This window comes from Paenibacillus sp. FSL R7-0198 (genome assembly GCF_038000415.1).
In the GTDB taxonomy this organism is placed as follows: Bacteria; Bacillota; Bacilli; order Paenibacillales; family Paenibacillaceae; genus Paenibacillus.
Genome location: NZ_JBBOCB010000001.1, coordinates 6,044,035 through 6,062,268, shown reverse-complemented (window position 1 = coordinate 6,062,268; position 18,234 = coordinate 6,044,035). Strand labels below are relative to the sequence as shown.

13 protein-coding genes are annotated in these 18,234 nt (G+C 45.7%); 2 read left to right on the top strand and 11 right to left on the bottom strand.

The annotated features are described in order from the left end of the window. Positions 1 to 148: 148 nt before the first annotated feature. The 11 genes from MKY87_RS26600 to rpiA form a co-directional block, all read right to left on the bottom strand. Complete coding sequence (locus MKY87_RS26600; protein WP_340966862.1) at positions 149 to 3,316, bottom strand: MMPL family transporter; 3,168 nt, start codon at positions 3,314 to 3,316, stop codon at positions 149 to 151. Beyond that, the gene (locus MKY87_RS26595; RefSeq protein ID WP_338593757.1) at positions 3,313 to 3,771 is read right to left on the bottom strand and encodes a MarR family winged helix-turn-helix transcriptional regulator; all 459 of its coding nucleotides are present in this window, start codon (positions 3,769 to 3,771) and stop codon (positions 3,313 to 3,315) included. Before MKY87_RS26595 ends, MKY87_RS26600 begins: the two co-directional genes overlap by 4 nt. A 214-nt stretch (positions 3,772 to 3,985) precedes the next feature. Further along, positions 3,986 to 4,423, bottom strand: coding sequence for a GNAT family N-acetyltransferase (locus tag MKY87_RS26590; RefSeq protein ID WP_036609514.1), 438 nt, complete (start codon positions 4,421 to 4,423; stop codon positions 3,986 to 3,988). Positions 4,424 to 4,486: 63 nt separating this feature from the next. Further along, entirely contained in the window at positions 4,487 to 5,452 is a 966-nt protein-coding gene (locus MKY87_RS26585; protein WP_340966861.1) for a BadF/BadG/BcrA/BcrD ATPase family protein, read from the bottom strand. Positions 5,453 to 5,540: 88 nt separating this feature from the next. Continuing rightward, positions 5,541 to 6,254, bottom strand: a complete 714-nt coding sequence (locus MKY87_RS26580; protein WP_340966860.1) for a class I SAM-dependent methyltransferase — start codon at positions 6,252 to 6,254, stop codon at positions 5,541 to 5,543. 68 nt (positions 6,255 to 6,322) lie between these two features. After that, the gene (locus MKY87_RS26575) at positions 6,323 to 7,276 is read right to left on the bottom strand and encodes an alpha/beta hydrolase (protein WP_338593754.1); all 954 of its coding nucleotides are present in this window, start codon (positions 7,274 to 7,276) and stop codon (positions 6,323 to 6,325) included. Positions 7,277 to 7,312: 36 nt separating this feature from the next. Beyond that, positions 7,313 to 9,022: an ATP-binding protein gene (locus MKY87_RS26570; protein WP_340966859.1), complete on the bottom strand. Its 1,710-nt coding sequence runs from the start codon at positions 9,020 to 9,022 to the stop codon at positions 7,313 to 7,315. Positions 9,023 to 9,037: 15 nt separating this feature from the next. Next, a complete protein-coding gene (locus tag MKY87_RS26565; RefSeq protein ID WP_340966858.1) occupies positions 9,038 to 10,126 on the bottom strand; it encodes a cobalamin B12-binding domain-containing protein in 1,089 nt (362 codons plus the stop codon). A gap of 286 nt (positions 10,127 to 10,412) precedes the next feature. Continuing rightward, positions 10,413 to 10,874 carry a MarR family winged helix-turn-helix transcriptional regulator gene (locus MKY87_RS26560; protein ID WP_017689273.1) on the bottom strand — a complete coding sequence of 154 codons (462 nt, stop codon included), beginning with the start codon at positions 10,872 to 10,874 and terminating at the stop codon, positions 10,413 to 10,415. 15 nt (positions 10,875 to 10,889) lie between these two features. Next, positions 10,890 to 11,489, bottom strand: a complete 600-nt coding sequence (locus MKY87_RS26555; RefSeq protein WP_340966857.1) for a GNAT family N-acetyltransferase — start codon at positions 11,487 to 11,489, stop codon at positions 10,890 to 10,892. A 25-nt stretch (positions 11,490 to 11,514) separates the two neighbouring features. Beyond that, positions 11,515 to 12,186, bottom strand: a complete 672-nt coding sequence (gene rpiA, locus MKY87_RS26550) for a ribose-5-phosphate isomerase RpiA (RefSeq protein WP_047842431.1) — start codon at positions 12,184 to 12,186, stop codon at positions 11,515 to 11,517. Between the two features lie 511 nt (positions 12,187 to 12,697). On the opposite strand from rpiA, the gene MKY87_RS26545 reads away from it, so the two are divergent. After that, the gene (locus MKY87_RS26545; protein ID WP_091034997.1) at positions 12,698 to 14,440 is read left to right on the top strand and encodes a methyl-accepting chemotaxis protein; all 1,743 of its coding nucleotides are present in this window, start codon (positions 12,698 to 12,700) and stop codon (positions 14,438 to 14,440) included. A gap of 79 nt (positions 14,441 to 14,519) precedes the next feature. Then, positions 14,520 to 18,194, top strand: a complete 3,675-nt coding sequence (locus MKY87_RS26540; protein ID WP_445669468.1) for an amino acid adenylation domain-containing protein — start codon at positions 14,520 to 14,522, stop codon at positions 18,192 to 18,194. The last annotated feature ends 40 nt before the right edge of the window (positions 18,195 to 18,234 follow it).

The window sequence follows — 18,234 nt, the reverse complement described above, 5'->3', positions numbered from 1 at the left end:
CTTATGATGAGTGGCAAGACAAGGCGCGGGATGGTGTCCTTAGGCATGCACCTTTCTTTTGCATAAAACCATATTTCTTCTCTGTAGAGGTAAAAAAAGAAAAAAGCCCTGCCGCATAACGCGGCAGAGCCTGATTTATTGCAATGCATTACATGCCTATGGTCCGATCCGAATCAACGGAATCTGATTGTTCCTTGTTCGGGAATGGCCACCAGTTGGCCCGGCCAAACATCTTCACCATCACTGGAACGAAGAATGGCAGGAACAGCAGAGAGTACAAGATCAGTCCGCTAAGGACTACTGTGGCAATCTGCATCATCGAGAGAACACCGGATGGATACATGGCAGCAAATGTACCGCTCAGAATGACCGCGGCAGATAAAATAACAGTTCCCATGTTCTTCATCGCGTACAACATGGCATCCTGTACTTTCATGCCTTTGTTCTCATTGAAACGGTCCATCAGGAAGATGCTATAATCCACACCAAGTGCAATCAGCATGACAAATCCGAAGAATGGAGTAACCCAGCTGATGCCTGCGAACCCAAGGATATTAACAAAGACTACTTCAGTTACCGCCATCGATGTGAAATAAGCCAGTAATAAGGAAACGATCAGATACAGTGGCATAATGACCGAGCGAAGCAGCACAACCAGAATAATAAATGTACCCGCCAGCATCAGTATTACAGTACGTGTATAGTCGTTATTCGAGATTTCCTGCAAATCTGCAAACGTACTCGTAACGCCACCTACAGCTATGTCTGCTTTTTCAAGCGCACTGCCTTGTACCGCACGATGTACTGCCGCCTCAATGTCAGGAACACGATCAATGGCTTCTGTTCCGTATGGATTCTCGGCGAAAATAACGTCAATCGTCATCGTTTTACGATCTTTGGACAGATACGTATCAAATACCTGTTTGAAGTCTTTGTTGTTCAATGCTTCTTCAGGAACGTACCAGCCTGCCAGATCCGAATCAGGTGAATTCTGCAGCTCGGTCAGATAATCTTGTGCCGAATCCAATCCTCCCGAAACTTGCTTGATGCCATCGACACTCTGGTTCAGTCCATCTGTCAGTTGTGTCAGCTGACCACTCAGATCTGAGAAACCTTGCTGAATTTTCTCCTGTCCACCCTGAAGCTGACCAAGACCATCCTGGATGGAAGGGATTTCGCTGATCACTTTACCCTGACCATCAGCAGCCTGGTTGAGACCGGACTGCAACTGACCGATTCCCGTCACAATTTGGCTCAGACCATCGGCAAGAGCCTTCTGTCCGGCTGCTGCGGAGGCAAAACCTTCATTGGCCTGATTAATTCCAGCAGCGGCTTCTCCCAGCTTGGTCTGAATCTGCCCCAAACCTTGGGCGAGCTGCGCTGTACCAGAACCTGTTTCACCAATCGTACCTTTGATACGCTGGTAGTCAGCATCTTGCTGTAATTCAGGATAACGTTCTTCAAGTGCTGTGAAGGATTCCGAGAGACTGGTCAAAGCCGTTGAAACCCCGCTCAGCTGTTGCTCCAGTTCACGAGTTCCTTCCCCGAGTGCAGCGACACCAGCTCCCGCCTGACGATAGGCTTCAAGTAACTGATTGTTCGCTTGTGCAAGTTGATCTGCACTCGTTTTGGCTTGCTGAAGTCCGGCTTTCAGATCACCCGCACCTGCAGAACCATCTCGAATCCCTTTCTCAATCTGCCCAAGTCCCTCGCTGAGTTGCGTGATACCTGATTGCAACTGGGAGGTCCCTTTGGTAAGTTCCCCTGCTCCAGCGGCAGCTTCTTTTAATTGTGGTTCATTTTTACTTAGCTGACTGCTGGCTTCACTCAGACCATCACGGATTTTGTCGAGACCCGTCTTGCCTTCACCCAGTCCATCCGATAATGTTCCCACTTGCTGTGTAACTTCAAAATCTTTGATCTCATCACCCGTAGGTCGTGTCATACTACGGACACCGGAGATCCCGGGTACTTTCTCAACTTCCCGGCTGATTTTCTCAGCTACGGCCATATACTTCGCATTATCCATCGCTTCATCGTTCTGAATGACGATCTGACTTGGAAGTGATTCGCCCGGACCGAAGCTGTCGGAGATAATGTTAAATGCTTTTACTGAATCATACTTCTCACCAACCTCATCTAGACTGTTGAACGACAGTTTGCCATCATAGGTTGCCAGAAGAGGAACACATACTGCTGCAATGATGAGCAACGCAGCCCATGGACGTTTCAGCGAGAAGCGACCAGCTGCACCATAGATCTTGCTCTCGGCATGTTCCAGTGAACCTTTGGATGGCCAGAACATCTTTTTGCCAAGCACGGCCATAAAGAACGGTACAATGGTTCCCAGTGCAAGCATCATAACTGCAATACCAACAGCTACAGCAACCGCAGAACGGTATAAGATAAACTGGGCAAAGCCGATCGCAATGAATCCAACCAGCACGGCAAGTGCTGAGAAGAGTACCGTTTTACCAGCAGTACGATAGGTAGCAATGATGGCATCCCACGTATTCTCATGATGAGCCAGTTCTTCCTTGAACCGACTGATCAGCAGGATGCAGTAATCCGTACCAATCCCGAACATGACGGCGACCATAAATATCTGTGTAAACGTAGATATCGGGAAGTCCAACCCATCCACCAGGAATGCAACAATCTGTTGCGATACAATGTAACTGATCCCCACCGTCAGCAGCGGTACAAACGGAGCTACAAACGAACGGAACACCAGGAACAGAATAAGTAAAATAAAGACAACGGTAATATATTCCGATTTCTTAAGCCCCTCTTGGGAACTTTCAATGGTATCCTCGTCAATCAGACCTTTACCGGTTATGTAGTGCTCCACATTGACGGACTTCAATGCTTCATTCAGGTCTTCCCGCATTTCCTTGACCGTACGATCTCCCAGATCAATGGATAGCGACGTTAGAATCGTTTTGCCATCAGCCGAGATCATCTTCTCGGACAATTCAGGCTGAGAGAAAGGTTCCAGAATGGACAGAATGCCGAGCTTCTCTTTGTCGCCCTCCAATTGCTTAACAGCCTTCTCTGCCTCTTGTTTTCCCGTGGTACCCAGACCATCGGGATTATAAAATACAAGGGCAATCTGGCTGCCCTGCTGTTCTCCTTTTTGTGCTGCAACTTCATCCAAAATCGCCGATGCCTTGGTCGACGAGTATCCTTCAGGAACCGAAATCTGTCCTTTCTCCCGAATCAGTTCACTCATGTTAGGGGCAGTAAACATCAATACGGCAGCTACAACTACCCATAACCCCATCAACCACCATCGTGCTTTCAATATCGTTCTCATTCGTTCTCCCGTCCTCCTTCATGCGATAACAAAGCTGCAAGCTTCTCAAAAGATTCAATGAAATTACGAACCTCTTCCGGTGTAAAATGAACCAGATACGGCTCCAGAATCTGCTGTATTTCCTGCTCTGTCTCCCTGTACACCTGGCTTCCGGTCTCTGTCAGCGTCAAATATACGACCCGGCGGTCACGTTCATCTCCGGCTCGATGGACCAGATCCCGATCCACCAGCTTGTTGACCAAAGCAGTAATACTGCTCTTGCCTATGCACAGAAGTTCTGCAAGATCAGAGGGTGTACAAGACTGCTTCTCATTAATGAGTCGAAGTGAACAGAACTGATCCATCGTCAAAATCTGCCCTACACGTTCACGTATTCTGGTATCAAATCGTTTAGTCATCAGGAAAGATGCATCCAAATAGCGATTAATAAGACTTTTAGCATCCGGTGTGCTCATTCATCATTCTCCTTTCACAATATAGTTCACTTAACGAACTATTCTTCTGTGAAACTATTCTATAATGAAACAATCTCACAAAGCAATACTTTTTTCCTGTTTTTTTGATGAAAACGACAAAAAAACAGGACGTCCGACTCAGCTCATTGCCAAATCCAACATCCTGTAATGATTATAATTCATATATTTCTTAAAGTAATAAAAAGCCTTTGTGCTACTCTTCGTCTGTATCTTCCTCTTTTTCAAGCACACAACGGAATCGCTCCACACCTGGGTATAATTCACCCAGACTATATACCACAAACCCCGTATTCCGATAAAACTCGACGGCTTCCAGCTCGGTCTCAGCAATCAGTCTATCAGGATTGTATGTTGCCAGCAGTTGTGAGATCATACCACGTCCATAATTTTTAAAGCGGTTTTCAGGCAAAACCGAGATATGATGAATGGTAACCTCACTTGTTCCTGTCTTCTCATATCCAATCAGACCGATCAATTGTCCCTCATCTTCGTAACCGCCCATTTGCAATTCGTCTTTCTCTACATATTGTTGCAACGCACGGTTCAAGTGATCCGGATCAGGAAAGACCGAGTAGGACAATAGTTCCTGTACTTCCGGCTCCTGTATGCGTGATTTCAGATTAATTAACACCTTGATTCCTCCTATACCTTGCTTGTTTCCGTTATCGTATTGTAGTCGTTAGCCTTTAAAAGTTCAAGTCGTATAACGATTCAGCTCCGATTGAAGCACTGTTGAGATGTTATCCGATACGTTGATCTGCGCCAAATGATAGGCATCCAGCAGTGCGCCCCCAACTGCCGGCAAGTTACTGGATATGTATTGAATTTTTTTCCCTTCGCGCATATTGGCAGCATCCAGTCCTTTCTGAACAGCCTCCACCATATATGGTGAACTCAGACAACTTCCGGTAAGCGTCATGGACACTGTGGGCTGATCGAAACAGGATGCCAGCATCAGTATGCCCACAACAGCCGTATCGGCTGCCGAGCCGCACACCCTAACTGCGAGGGGAATATTCCGATCAGCAGCTTCAGTCACCATAGACGCCATCTGACCAAATTTCCGGTTGGTCGCCTGTTTATTTTCGGCAAAACCCGCTATTCCCAGCGCAGCGAGTTCTCGAATTGAGGCAACATTCCAATATCTCAACACCTGCTCAATCCAAGCTTGGTCATGCGGCCCATAACGTCCTGCGAGGATTGAATGCACGGTGTCGTAAGCCAGAAAACGTGCTGCTGTCGGCGCATAATGACCGAACTGATCGTTGCGGAGCCAAGCTCCCTGTTCGGTTCTGCCAAGGATCAGAGATCCTGTTCCTCCAATAGCGACAATACCTGGCTCACCGTCGAAGGCCGCTGTATGGGCGATGTGCGTATCGTTTACCGCACTGATCCTGCCTGTAATCCCCGTACGAGCGAGTAATGCCTCCGACCAAATCGTATCTTCAGGCTGATTCAGACCCGCCATTCCTGCCTGAATGGCAGCGATCTGATCTGATTGGAGTCCAGCCTGAGTTATTGCTTCGGCGATAGCTTCCAGCACATTTTGCTCGGCATTGGTATCGTGATAACGGTTGCAACCACTCTTTTGCACATAGGATAATATCTTCCCGTTCTGATCTGCGACAGCCACACGCGTGTGGCTCCCTCCTCCATCCATCCCTATTACATATGTATTCATCCTTTACGATCTCCCTTCAGACCACACATTAAGAGTGCCGGGTCCATGTCAGGTCCCGGCAGAGAGTTTATTGCTTTTGTACAGCAAAACGAAGCAGTTCACATCGGAATTGTGTTGGCTCATCATACTTTTCCTCTTCAATCGTCTGTGTGACATGTTCCTGAAGCAGAATATTCCAGCCTTTGTAAGCCTTCTCCAGTATAGCAATCGCCTCGGCTGTGGGCAGGTTCAGCTCAATTAACGGCTCAATCTCACGGCCTGTATTTATTTCTTTTTCCTCCACATTGGTACTCATCGTAATACAATGAATGCCCCCTGTTCGAGTTCCCGCTTGTAATCGCTCTAGCGCTTCCATGAAAGCTTGCTTATTCGATACATGTTCCAGACATGAGCAAGCAGCAATATAATCAAAATAATCCTTCTCAACAACATAATGTTCAACATCTGCTTTCACTGCCTGCACGAGATGATCAACCTGATATTCTTTCGCATACTTGCGAAGTCCATCTATAGCCTCGTCAAGCAAATCCACACCGATGACTTCACTGTTCGTTTTTGCAAGACGCTGTGCAATCGGTATCGTATGCCTTCCCACTCCACATCCCAGATCGAGGACACGCAAGTCCTCCTTATGAGCAAGTAAACGTTCCAGCATATCCATCACCATAGGCATGGGCCTCGACATCCAGGTACCAGAGGCGAATAATTCATTGTTCTGATAGAAGTTGGAGTGATAACCTGCCTCTGCTTTTCGTGCAGCCTCAAATTGTTCATTTCCCATCAAAGCACCCCCATCGTTTAGAAAATGATTTGCATCTTCTACTTAATACCCAGATTGTCACAAAAAAATCAATTAAACGCAGGCGACAGATTCTTTTTCATAAAGGATTCCAGTGCCGCCTCATATCCGGTGCGGTCAACTTGAAACGCTGTGCCATGACCCGCACGGGGGACGGTCAGCAATTCCTTTTTGGTTGGGCAAGCTTCATACAACCTGTACACCATTTCCGTTGGTACAAACGTATCAGCCTCACCGTGGATGAACAGCACAGGAACGTTAACTTTGGCAAGCTGCTTGAGAGCCGAAGCCTCTCTGAAGGAATACCCTGCTTTCCACCGGGAGATCAGACTTGTGACAGGTATAAACGGAAATGCAGGTAACTTGTATAATTGCTTTAACTGGAACGTCAGTTCTTCTTCCACGGATGTATACGCACAATCAGACACAATCGCTTTAACCTGAGTCGGCAGAGCTTCACCACCTGTCATCAGTACGGTTGCTCCTCCCATGGATATGCCGTGCAATACGATTTCCCCTTGTGTACCCACTTTTTCAAGCACCCAGTTGGTCCACTGGACATAATCCTTCCGATCTAACCAGCCAAAACCGATGATATCACCTTCACTCTGTCCATGACCTCGATCATCCGGCATTAACACGTTATACCCATGCTTTTCAGCATAGAATCGGGCAAAACCAGCCATTTCTCTGCCTCTCCCCGAATAACCATGTGCCAGAATAACCGTCTGATCCGACCCTTTATTGGAACTGAGCCATGTACCGTGCAGTTTTAATCCATCATGTGATTGAAGAGATATCTCTTCTGTAGGCTGACCATCAAGCCACTTCAGATCGGAAGCACTGCTGATGATTTCATTGTCCGGTTCAGGCATCAGATTCGGGTTATCCACCAAAAACGTTTTTGGTGTACGGCGAATGGCCGTTTTGAAAAAATAAAGCCCACCTGCCCACAAAAGAGCAAGAACGATCAGTACCAGTACTGCAAGTACGTAAAATAACATGAACGAGTTCTACCCTCTTTCCTTATTAAGATATGTTCAATCTTTACTTACTCGTTGAAGTGACACACATGCTGCTTGATAGGCAGGTAACAAAGCATCCAGCAAAGGTTCTGCTTTCCGTGATTGACCTTCCTTCGCAAACTGCTCTATCTGGGCAAACAAAGTTGATAAATAACGAATCCCAAGACTCAGACTCCCTGATTTCAGATCATGGGCTACTTCGGTTGCAGCAACATGGTCGCCGGACACAATATGTCTGCGCAGCACCTCAATCTTGCCGGGTGTCTCGGTACGATACATGTCCAACAACATACCGAGGAGGGTACGATCGCCATCGGTGTTTAATTCCGCAATCTCATGTACGATGTTCATATTTAGTACCTCTGTCGGTTCGGAGGATTGCTGCCACTTCTCGATCATCTTACTCAGAATTTCCAGCGTGAAGGGTTTGCCAATAAAGTCATTCATCCCGGCTTCCATACACTTGTCTTTCTCTCCCTGCATGACATTACCTGTCATTGCAATAATGGGTGTGGTATGGCGCATTTCATCCATTTCTATCGAGCGGATTTTGCGTGTTGCCTCCAAACCGTCCATCAATGGCATCATATAGTCCATGAGAATCAAACTGTATTTTTTGCTGAGAAAAGCAGCTATCGCCTCTTCCCCATTCACTACAGCATCCACTTGGGTTATTCCCAGTTTTTTGAGCTGTAACATAACAAGCTGTCGGTTGATGACATTATCATCAGCCAGCAATACAGATACAGAAGAAGCTTTATCATCCATGTCCTGCCCCTGATGCTCTTGAGCGGAAGCAACAGACTGGTTAGCGGACTGGTTACCGTCTTTCTTACCAAGTGTAAGTTCGAACCAGAATGTTGATCCTTCACCCTCCTGACTGTCTACTCCAATCTGACCTTCCATCAGTGTAACGAGCGACCTGCAGATCGATAATCCAAGGCCCGTTCCTCCATACTCACTTGAGCGTCCTCGTTCAGTCTGCATGTAGGGTTGAAATAACTGGTTCTGATCTTCTTCCGAGATACCAATCCCCGTGTCTTCGACTTCAAATCGGATCATTTGTGTAATCTCATCATCTTCCATAAGGGTAACTCGTATCCGCACCGTACCTTCTGATGTGAATTTGTTCGCATTCTGAATTAGATTGATCAGTATCTGTGTAATCCTCGTTGGATCCCCTTCAAGAAGAGTAGAGATTCTGGGGTCACAGTCTATCGATAACTGATTTCCGTTCTTTCTGACTTGGGGTTCGAGCAAACGAACAATATAGTTTATCGTCTCTTGCAGATCCACTTCTCCCAGTTCTAGTCGCATCTGACCCGCCTCAAGTTTGGACAGATCCAGAAGATCCTGAATCAGCTTAAGCAGCAGTTTGGCAGCATCCTGTATAACGGAAACCGAATTCTCCTGTTCTTCAGACAAGGGAGATAACTTGAGCATCTCAGCCATCCCCAATATGCCATTTAATGGTGTACGAAAATCATGACTGATACCTGCAATAAATGCGATTTTTGAATCACCTGCATCTACTGCTTGCTGACGTGCAGCTTCAAGACTGTTATTGTTCTTTGCAAGCAGACGCTGGAGTGTCACCAGTTCATTATTCATATCCGAGAATTCTGCAAGTGTTCGTTCCTCTTGCTCTTTACTCCGAATCATCTGATCCGATAACTGCTCAATCGTTCTGCGTAGCCTCTGTATCTCTCCGCTCTCATTAGACATCACATCATCCCTCTCTTAATCCCTAACCATATCAAGCTGATTACATGTAGCTGGCTGAGCCAGTAATTGTTCTGCAACCGCTACCGCTTCGTCGGCTCCTGGAGCATAACCGTCAGCTCCTATCGTTTTCCACAACTCCTGATCAATATTAAAGGGATATCCCCCAACCATAATCTTCACATGTGCCGTTGCCGGATGATGACGGATCAGATGAATCAACTCTTTGGCCAGATGAAGGTGATATGTCATCGTAACCGATATCGCAACAACATCGCCCTGATGCCGCTCTATAGCCTCTATTACACTTCCATTGGGAACATTGGCTCCCAGATAGTGCGTATCCCAACCTTCCATCTCGAACACATCTGTGAGCATACGCAGTCCGATCTCATGTTGTTCACTACCTACACAGGTAGCCACTAGTTTTTTATCCTGACCGGTATGAATTAACCAGCGAGAATAAAGACGTGATATGAATGACTGGGTCGCTGCCGTACAAAAGTGTTCTTGCCCCACACTGATACGATGGTATTGCCACAATCGTCCAATTTCATATTGGGTGGGCTGAAAGATATATCGATAAATATCACGAATCGTCACCCCAGCTTCTAACTGGGCTTCAATGATCTCGAAGGCTTCTTTCCGTTTATTCTCAAGCAAACACTGCAAGTACGATTGCGCGGCATCTCCATATGGCATGGATTCGTTGATGTAACCCGCCTGTGACTCCATGTGTGTTGTTCTATATATTCCCATCTCCAGGTACTCGAGCAAAAATGCCTTTGACGGATGGTCAAATTCTTCTTCCAATGTCTCTTTGATCAGATTGAGATTAATCGCCAGGTCTTCTGGTGATACCTTATAACCCTCAAGTAGAACTTTGAGCCAGGCAATATAATGAGTAAACAGACCTGGACTCTGTACGAGCGCACTTTCTGCCAAATAGTTCAAGCTATACTCCGAATCCTGTTTGGTTCGCATTTTTCCATTCTCGCCAAATCGCTCAAGTAAATCGGGCTGTCTGAGATACTGTTTCTCCGTTATTTTATCAGCTAATTTCGCAGATTCTTGGAGCAAACGTTCTCCTGCTTCTTGATGACTCATAGATGCACCTCTCCTCTACCCGCATCACATCTCCATCATCATTCGTGACTAATCCAGAATGAGATCGATGTTAGCTAACTTGCAATCGGGATAGGTTCTTCTACTTGATTCAATCCATCCATTCCGCTCTTAATCGTTCTGTTCCATTATACATGAACTTTCGATGATCATGTTTTACACACGATGAATGTATAGAACAATCTTCCTATATTATGGAGGGCCTTGCAAGCCAGTCAGCCAGTATATGCCTGTACTTTTCGAGATCTACAAAAAAAACTGACCTGCGTTATGAACGCAAGTCAGTTTTCCCTTCTGCCGCCAATCCCAGCTTCTTCAACATCTTAATCGCATCCACTTTCTCGGAAGGATCAAGTCCTTCCAAAGCATCAATGATGACCTGATGGTGTTGAGGAAATATCTGTGTGAACAATTCTCTTCCTTCCTCGGTTAACTCAGCGTAAATGACACGCCGATCTTCTTTGGATGGTCGACGAAACAGCAGATTTTTATTTTGCAACTTATCTACAACGTACGTAATATTACCACTGGACATTAACACCTTTTCACCAATCTTTTGCAATGCCTGCGGTCCCTTATGATATAACAAATCAAGCACACCAAATTCTGTCGTATTCAGTCCGTGACTCTGGATGTCCCGATTGGAACGTGAGGTCACAGAATTGTAGGCCCGAACAAGAACTACGAATAATTGTAAAGACAGTTCCCGGTTGTCCTCCGTGTTCAGCATTTCAATAATCCTCCATCAATTGTTTACATTTCGGCTCGTATGAGGGGCCAGCTTCTGCTCCCACTCCTCACGGAGCATCCCCATACGAATTGAATCATAGTACTGCCCGCGAACGATACGACACTTCCGCATTCGTCCCTCCACCTGTAATCCGGCTTTCACAGCCGCACGCATCATACGTTCATTACCAGACCAAGTAGTCAATCCAACCCGAACCAAAGGCATCTGTTCGAACAAATGACTTGACCACATAACAAGTGAGCGTGTGCCAACCCCGCGTCCCCACTGGACAGATCTGTATATTACAATCCCCATTTCCAGCCACATGGATAACTCATCTTCTATGTAATAGCTGATTGTACCCACAATTTGTCTGTCGGATTCAATAATACGGATTGATACGGGTTTGGTATCACCAGGATCAACGTTCATACGTTTGAGCATACCTTGTTCAAAACTTTCATAACTTTCGTGTTTAAGTGGGTAATAGGGTGCATCCCATTGCTTCCATTCAGGTACGTCATCACTGTAGATCAATTCATAGAGTTCTTTCAGATCCTGTTTCTCCACACACCTGAGTACAAGTTCACCATCAACGATTGGCAGTTCTTTCATACGATGAAAAGCACCCTCTTCCATATTAAGAACGATGAAGCTCTTCAATACTTCCGTCCGCATTGGCAAGAATGACTGTACTAGCCATATCCACAAATAGTCCGTTATCAACAACACCTGGTAACATGTTCAATTGAACATTAAGGTCCGCAGCGTGATCAATCGCCTCCAAGTGGCAATCTGCTATCAGGTTTCCGTTGTCTGTCAGATAACGTTGCTGTCCATCCATCCGCCATTGCGGTTGACACCCCAATTTTTCGAGCGCCTGGAAGGTCCACTCAGAAGCAAATGGAACAACCTCAACTGGAAGCGGGAATTTCCCCAACTTTTGCACGGCTTTGCTGCCATCCGCTACAATAATCAATTTGTCACTATTGGCCGCTACGATTTTCTCACGCAAAAGAGCCCCGCCTCCCCCTTTAATCAGGTTAAATTCGGGATCTACTTCATCAGCGCCATCAATGGTCAGATCCAGACGTCCAATCTGGTCAAATGGGACGATGGGAATCCCCCATTCACGGGCAAGCTTGTCCGAAGCCTCTGAAGTGGCAACCGCTTGAATGTTCAATCCATCACGTACCCGTTCACCGATTCGGCAGATGGCATAATAAGCTGTTGAACCAGTACCCAATCCAACCTTCATTCCATCTTCAACATATTCTGCCGCACGCTCTGCTGCTATCTGTTTAAGATTCATCTATAAACCCCCGCTGCTCATAATTTGAGAAATGCATATGTAGTTATTATAGATAAAACCGCTTCCGATGTATATCCGTGCCTTCTGTTGCATCTTTTCCATCATATTTTTGTTTAGTTGAAGGATGTATTTTTACCCACCATGTTATAGAATACAGAATGAAGCTAAAAAATGGGAAATTTTAAAATAAACAGTTCTAAATACCTATAATACATCTGATATGTCCATAAATACGTAAAATATTAAAAAAAATTTAACGATACTATTCAATTTAACGACATTTTATACGACATATTAATTATAGATGTGTTTTAATAATTAGACACCTATGGTTCATACGGTACATAAGTCTCTACGAAAGCGACTGATAAACCAAGACCATGGTCGCATAAATTTCCTTTGGAGGGGATCACGGAATGATCTAAGTTCACTGTACCAAAGCAACCCTAAAGTTTCTTAATTTAAAGAAGATCAGGAGTGGAATTTAGTGAAATCATTAAGTTGGAAAAGCATGTCGTTTTTCTCCAAAAATTTGTTACTCTCATTTACTAATATCATTATCATCGGGGTAGCACTTATCGCAAGCAGTTACTATTTTCAAAAAACAGTTCTTGTTGATCAACTGCACGGACAAGTGGAACAAATTACCAAAAAGTGGGCTGAAGATATCAATCCTGCCGAGGTACAAGCTGCTATTGCGGAAGGTAGTTATGATGGAGCAACACAAACGAAATTACGAGCGTATTTCGATGAGATGCAAGAATATTATCCTAACATTGCACAAGCCTACATCTTCGGTGTTGAGCTCGGTGGCGATAACAAGAGATTAACTTCCCTTGTAGCGATGCCGACCAACCTAAGAGAGGCTTTTCAAAGTGAGAACGTAAATATTGGTGACATGTATGAGCAACCGGTCGTTGTAGCCAATGCACTGAAAGAAATGCTTAATACGGATCGCCCAACATTCACAACATTTTATTCCGATGATTTCGGAACATGGACAACCATTGCATATCCAATCAAAGACAGCAACGGTAAGATTTTCTCATATTTTGCCATTGATGCAGATGCATCAGCCGTACCCGCAGGACTAAACTCCTTGCTCAAAAACGGAATTATCATCCTTGTGGCCTTCTTGCTGTTATTCCTGATTATCCAATACCTTGTAGTTAAAAACACACTTTCCCCTATCCGTCACTTGATCAAAGGAATTGATGACGTCAGTCGGGGTAATTTGAATGTCAACATTCCGACAGGCAAAGACGATCTGGGACTCGTTAACGAGAAGTTCAACACCATGGTTCGCAAAATTAACGATACTATCGTTAAAGTGCAAATCACATCACAAGAAGTAAATCAGTCTGCCAAAGAACTATATGAAGTTTCCGAGCGCAACAGTGAGAATGCAGATTCTATCAATAATAATGTGACTCAAATCACTTCCAACATTCGTTCACAGGAACAGGCAACCCGGGATAGTGCGCGTGCCATGTCCGAGATGGCTACCGTAATCCAGACGATTGCCAGCAGCTCGGCAAGTGTAGCGGATGAAGCCTATGAGATGGAACGTCGTTCGCAACAAGGTAACAGCGTTGTCCGTCAGGTATCTGAACAGATGAATCTGATTACGGAATCGGTTAAGAATACCGCTTCTGCCATTGAGGTTCTGGAGAGTCGTTCACAGGAAATCGGCGATATTCTCAATATCATCTCGGGAATCTCCAGCCAGACCAACTTGCTTGCTCTTAATGCATCCATTGAAGCAGCTCGTGTTGGTGAAGAAGGAAGAGGATTTGCAGTTGTTGCAGGTGAAGTACGCAAACTTGCCGAGCAGTCTGAACAAGCAACCAGCCAGGTTGGCGTATTGATCCAAGAGATTCAAGCTGGAATTAAACAAGCTGTACGTGCTATGGAACAAGGTACGTCAGAAGTAGATACAGGGCTCAGCGTAGCCGATCAAACAGGACAACTGTTCGAAGATATTTTAGAAGCAGCGAAAAAAGTATCTAATCAGATTCAGGAAGTATCAAGCGCGACGGAGGAAATCTCTGCGGGTACGGAGGAAATGACCGCTACAGCAGATGACTTGTCTTCAAGCGTAAGTAAGACAGCAAACAGCAGTGAACAAATTTCCTCATCTGTTGATGAGCAAAAAGCATCTTTGATAACACTGGTAGACTCCTCCACACGCCTTAACAGCATGTCTGAGGAACTCCAAGAACTGATCTCTCATTTCAATGTAAGCAAACAATAATTCAAATCCACAAACATTCGGTTTGAACCAAGGAGGAATAACTGAAGTGATTGAAAACCAACCATCTTCTTCCCATTCCATGGAATCTAGCTTGCCAGTTCTGCAGATTCCACTGGATTTTGGGCGACGTCAACAATCATTCTCTTATCAGTCTGCTCAAATCACATTACATGCTTCTCTGAGCCGTGAACTTAAACAGAAGTATGGAGAACAGATGGTGTATCCGGTACTCCTCTCAGCTTATGCAGCCTTGTTATTCCGATTGTCAGCTGAACAGGAACTTGCCATAGGTATACTTTCCCCCGATCAGGCAGCTTCCTATCTTTCATTACAGATTCAGGGAAAATTAACCTTCAGCCAACTATGTCATCAGGTGTCAGAGCAGCTCAAGATTGAATACACGTTGCAAAACGGTGGATACCCTGAATCGTTTTTTATGCTGAATAGTGTACAGTTGCCTCAAGCTCCTCAAATATTAAACTGGAACGTTCGAGATGATCAGAACATGCTCATCCTCGATCTGTTCTATGATAGTTCACTGTTGAAAGAGTCTACCGTGCTGAGATATGCAGAATATTATCAGACTCTTCTACTCGCCCTTGTGCGTGACGGTGAGAAAGCAATCGGTACGGTAGATATTCTTTCCGCCTCAGATCGATTGCTTTACCGTGAAATGAATGATACTTCTGTTCTCGAACCAGAGAATCAGACGGTTCATGGCTGGTTCGAAGCAACGGCAGCGGCATATCCGGATTCACCGGCGATAACATCGCCATCCAAAAGTTATACGTACAGGGAATTGAATGAACGAGCTAATCAGGTTGCACGTGTTCTGTTATCCAATGGATTGCAGAAAGGTGAATTCGTCAGTATCTTTATGGATCGAAGTCTGGAGACCATCATCTCCCTGCTTGGTATTCTGAAGGCAGGTGGTGCATATGTTCCGATCGACCCTGAGCATCCACAAGAACGTAACAGTTATATCGTGGAAGATACGGCGTCCTCATTCGTGCTGACAACGGAGGCTTCTTATGCCCAAGCTTCCAGCTTGTTCTCCAGTATAGCTACGGTACGTCAGATTCTCGCTGTGGATGGTCGTTTAGCCGGATTTGCAGCAAGTAACCCCAATCTGGATATTCAGCCAGACGATCTTGCGTATATTATCTACACGTCAGGGTCGACCGGTAAGCCCAAAGGTGCACTGATTGCCCACCGGGGTGTAACCAATCTTGGCAGTGTGGTTCAGCGTGATTGTGACATTCAACCAGGTGATGTATTAACCCAGTTTGCTACATACAGCTTTGATGCATCCGTGTGGGATACCATTGGCGCCTTGTTCTATGGAGCAGAATTATATCTATTGTCTGCGGAAGAACGTGTATCCGTTGAAGAATTCGCAAGTGCAATTGAACGAACAGGAACAAACATCATTACGATACTGCCTACGATTTTCTTCAATCAGCTTGCTTCCTACTTATCCGATGAAGGTTTCCACAAGCTGGCCAAAGTCCGAATCATTACTGTAGCCGGAGAAGCGTTATATGGAGAACAGGTTCGTGCCTTCCAGCGCAAATTTGGAAACCAGATTGATATTGTTAATGTGTACGGACCTACCGAATGTACAGTAGCCACAGCTACTCACCGCATCAGTGAGCAGGTTCCGGAACATGTGGTGAACATCCCTATCGGTAAACCGATTCATAACTACAAAGTATACATTGTGAATGAAGAGCAACAACTCTGTCCGGCAGGTGTACCTGGTGAGGTATATATTGCTACCCCTGCACTAGCCAAAGGTTATCTGAATCAGCCAGAACGTACTGAGCAAGCATTCATTGAGAACCCGTTTGCGATGGGTGAGAAAATCTACAAGTCTGGCGATATTGCCAAATTGCTGGATACCGGGTTGCTGGAATATGTCGGTCGCAGTGACTCTCAGCTAAAAATTCGTGGTCACCGAATTGAGATCGGGGAGATTGAAGATCACTTTGCACGGCTTGATCAGATCCAGAACGTTGCTGTCATTCCGAAGAAAGAATCCGATGGACAAAATATGCTGGTTGGTTACTTTACATCGAAAGATGGCAGTACCCTTTCTGTTTCGGACATCAAGGCAGAACTGACGGAGAAACTTCCTTCTTATTTTGTACCAAAGTGGATCTGTCAGCTGGATGAAATGCCGATTGCACCAACTGGAAAAATCAATCGCAAAGCGATGGTATCCTTGCCTCATGTGGAACGACATGAAGATCGCCCTGACCGGGTCATGCCTGAAACGGAGACGGAATCCATTATCCTGGACGCATGGAAAGAAATCCTTCAGCACGATGACTTCGGTGTCGAAGACAGCTTCTTCAATATCGGTGGGGATTCACTCCGGGTCATTCATGTACTGGTCATTCTGAAGCCACATTATCCACAGCTGAAAATCGCCGACTTCTTTGCCGAGAAAACAGTCCGTGCTCTCGCTCGTCGTGTGGAAGTATTGTCTCTCAGTGCTGCAGAAGTTACGAATTCAGTGGTGACCGACGGTATGATTACACAATTATCCGAACATCCTGTGGAGCTAACATCCCAGTTGGGGTATCCGCTCATTCGTGAACCTGAGCATGTGTTACTGACCGGAGCAACTGGTTATCTGGGCTCTCATGTGCTGCAACAGTTAATTCTGAATTCCAGTACACGAATCTACACCCTTGTTCGTCGACCATCCAATGGAATAACTGCAATGGAACGTTTGACTAACGTGCTGGAAGGTTATTTCGGCAAACAACTGACTGACCAACTCTTCACTCGCGTGGAAATTATTGAAGGGGATCTCGAACAACCTAATCTCGGTCTGTCCTCTGAACAAACGGCTTATGTTCAGGAACGAATTGACCGTGTCATCCACTGCGCTGCAGACGTACGTCATTTCGGCGATGCCGATCAGTTCGCCAAAACAAACGTGGAAGGAACGGTCGCATTGTTAGACTTGATTCGCAGCAAACCGGGTGCTTCCTTCCACCATGTATCCACGATGGGTATTCCGGAAGATCTGGCACTCAGCGGACAATGGGAATCCTCCCTGCAATATGATCGGTTCCCGGCTGACTTGCATGTGGACAACCTGTATTCGGACAGCAAGCTTGAAGCCGAGAAAGTGCTCATGATTGCGGCAGAGGAAGGTGTACCTGTCAGCATCTATCGTGCAGGTAATCTCACTTGCCACTCCGAAACTGGACGCTTCCAGTCCAATATTGATAGCAACGCCTTTTATCGTATGATCAAAGCGATGTTATTGCTCGGCAAGGCTCCTGCGGCTGACTGGATGGTTGATTTTACACCGATCAACTATGCAAGTGAGGCTATCGTTCACCTGGCCTTACGTCAGGATACCGCCGGTCGTGTATTCCACATCTGTAATCCGGAGCCCATCCGTTATGATGAGCTGATCCGTTCTGTAAATCGGGCTGGTTATGAAGTCGAAACGCTACCTTTTGCGGATTACACACGTTGGTTGTTCGATGCGAGCATTAGCAAGGAGCCTGAGGCTCTTCAGTTGGCTATTGCACAGCTTGAAGGCGACGGTGCGAAGGATTCAGCTTATGTCTATGCCTGCCCTGTCACAACGGCTTATGTGGAACCAGCCGGTATCTCATGTGCGAGAACAGATGATCGCTTCATCTCCGCCATGTTAGACTACGCTGTTCAGATTGGGTACTTCCCCGCCGCAATTCGGGACCATAAGGGCACTTCTACAGCAATGGAGTAAGTTCACTCTATCATCAGCATTTATTAATAAATAAGGTCAC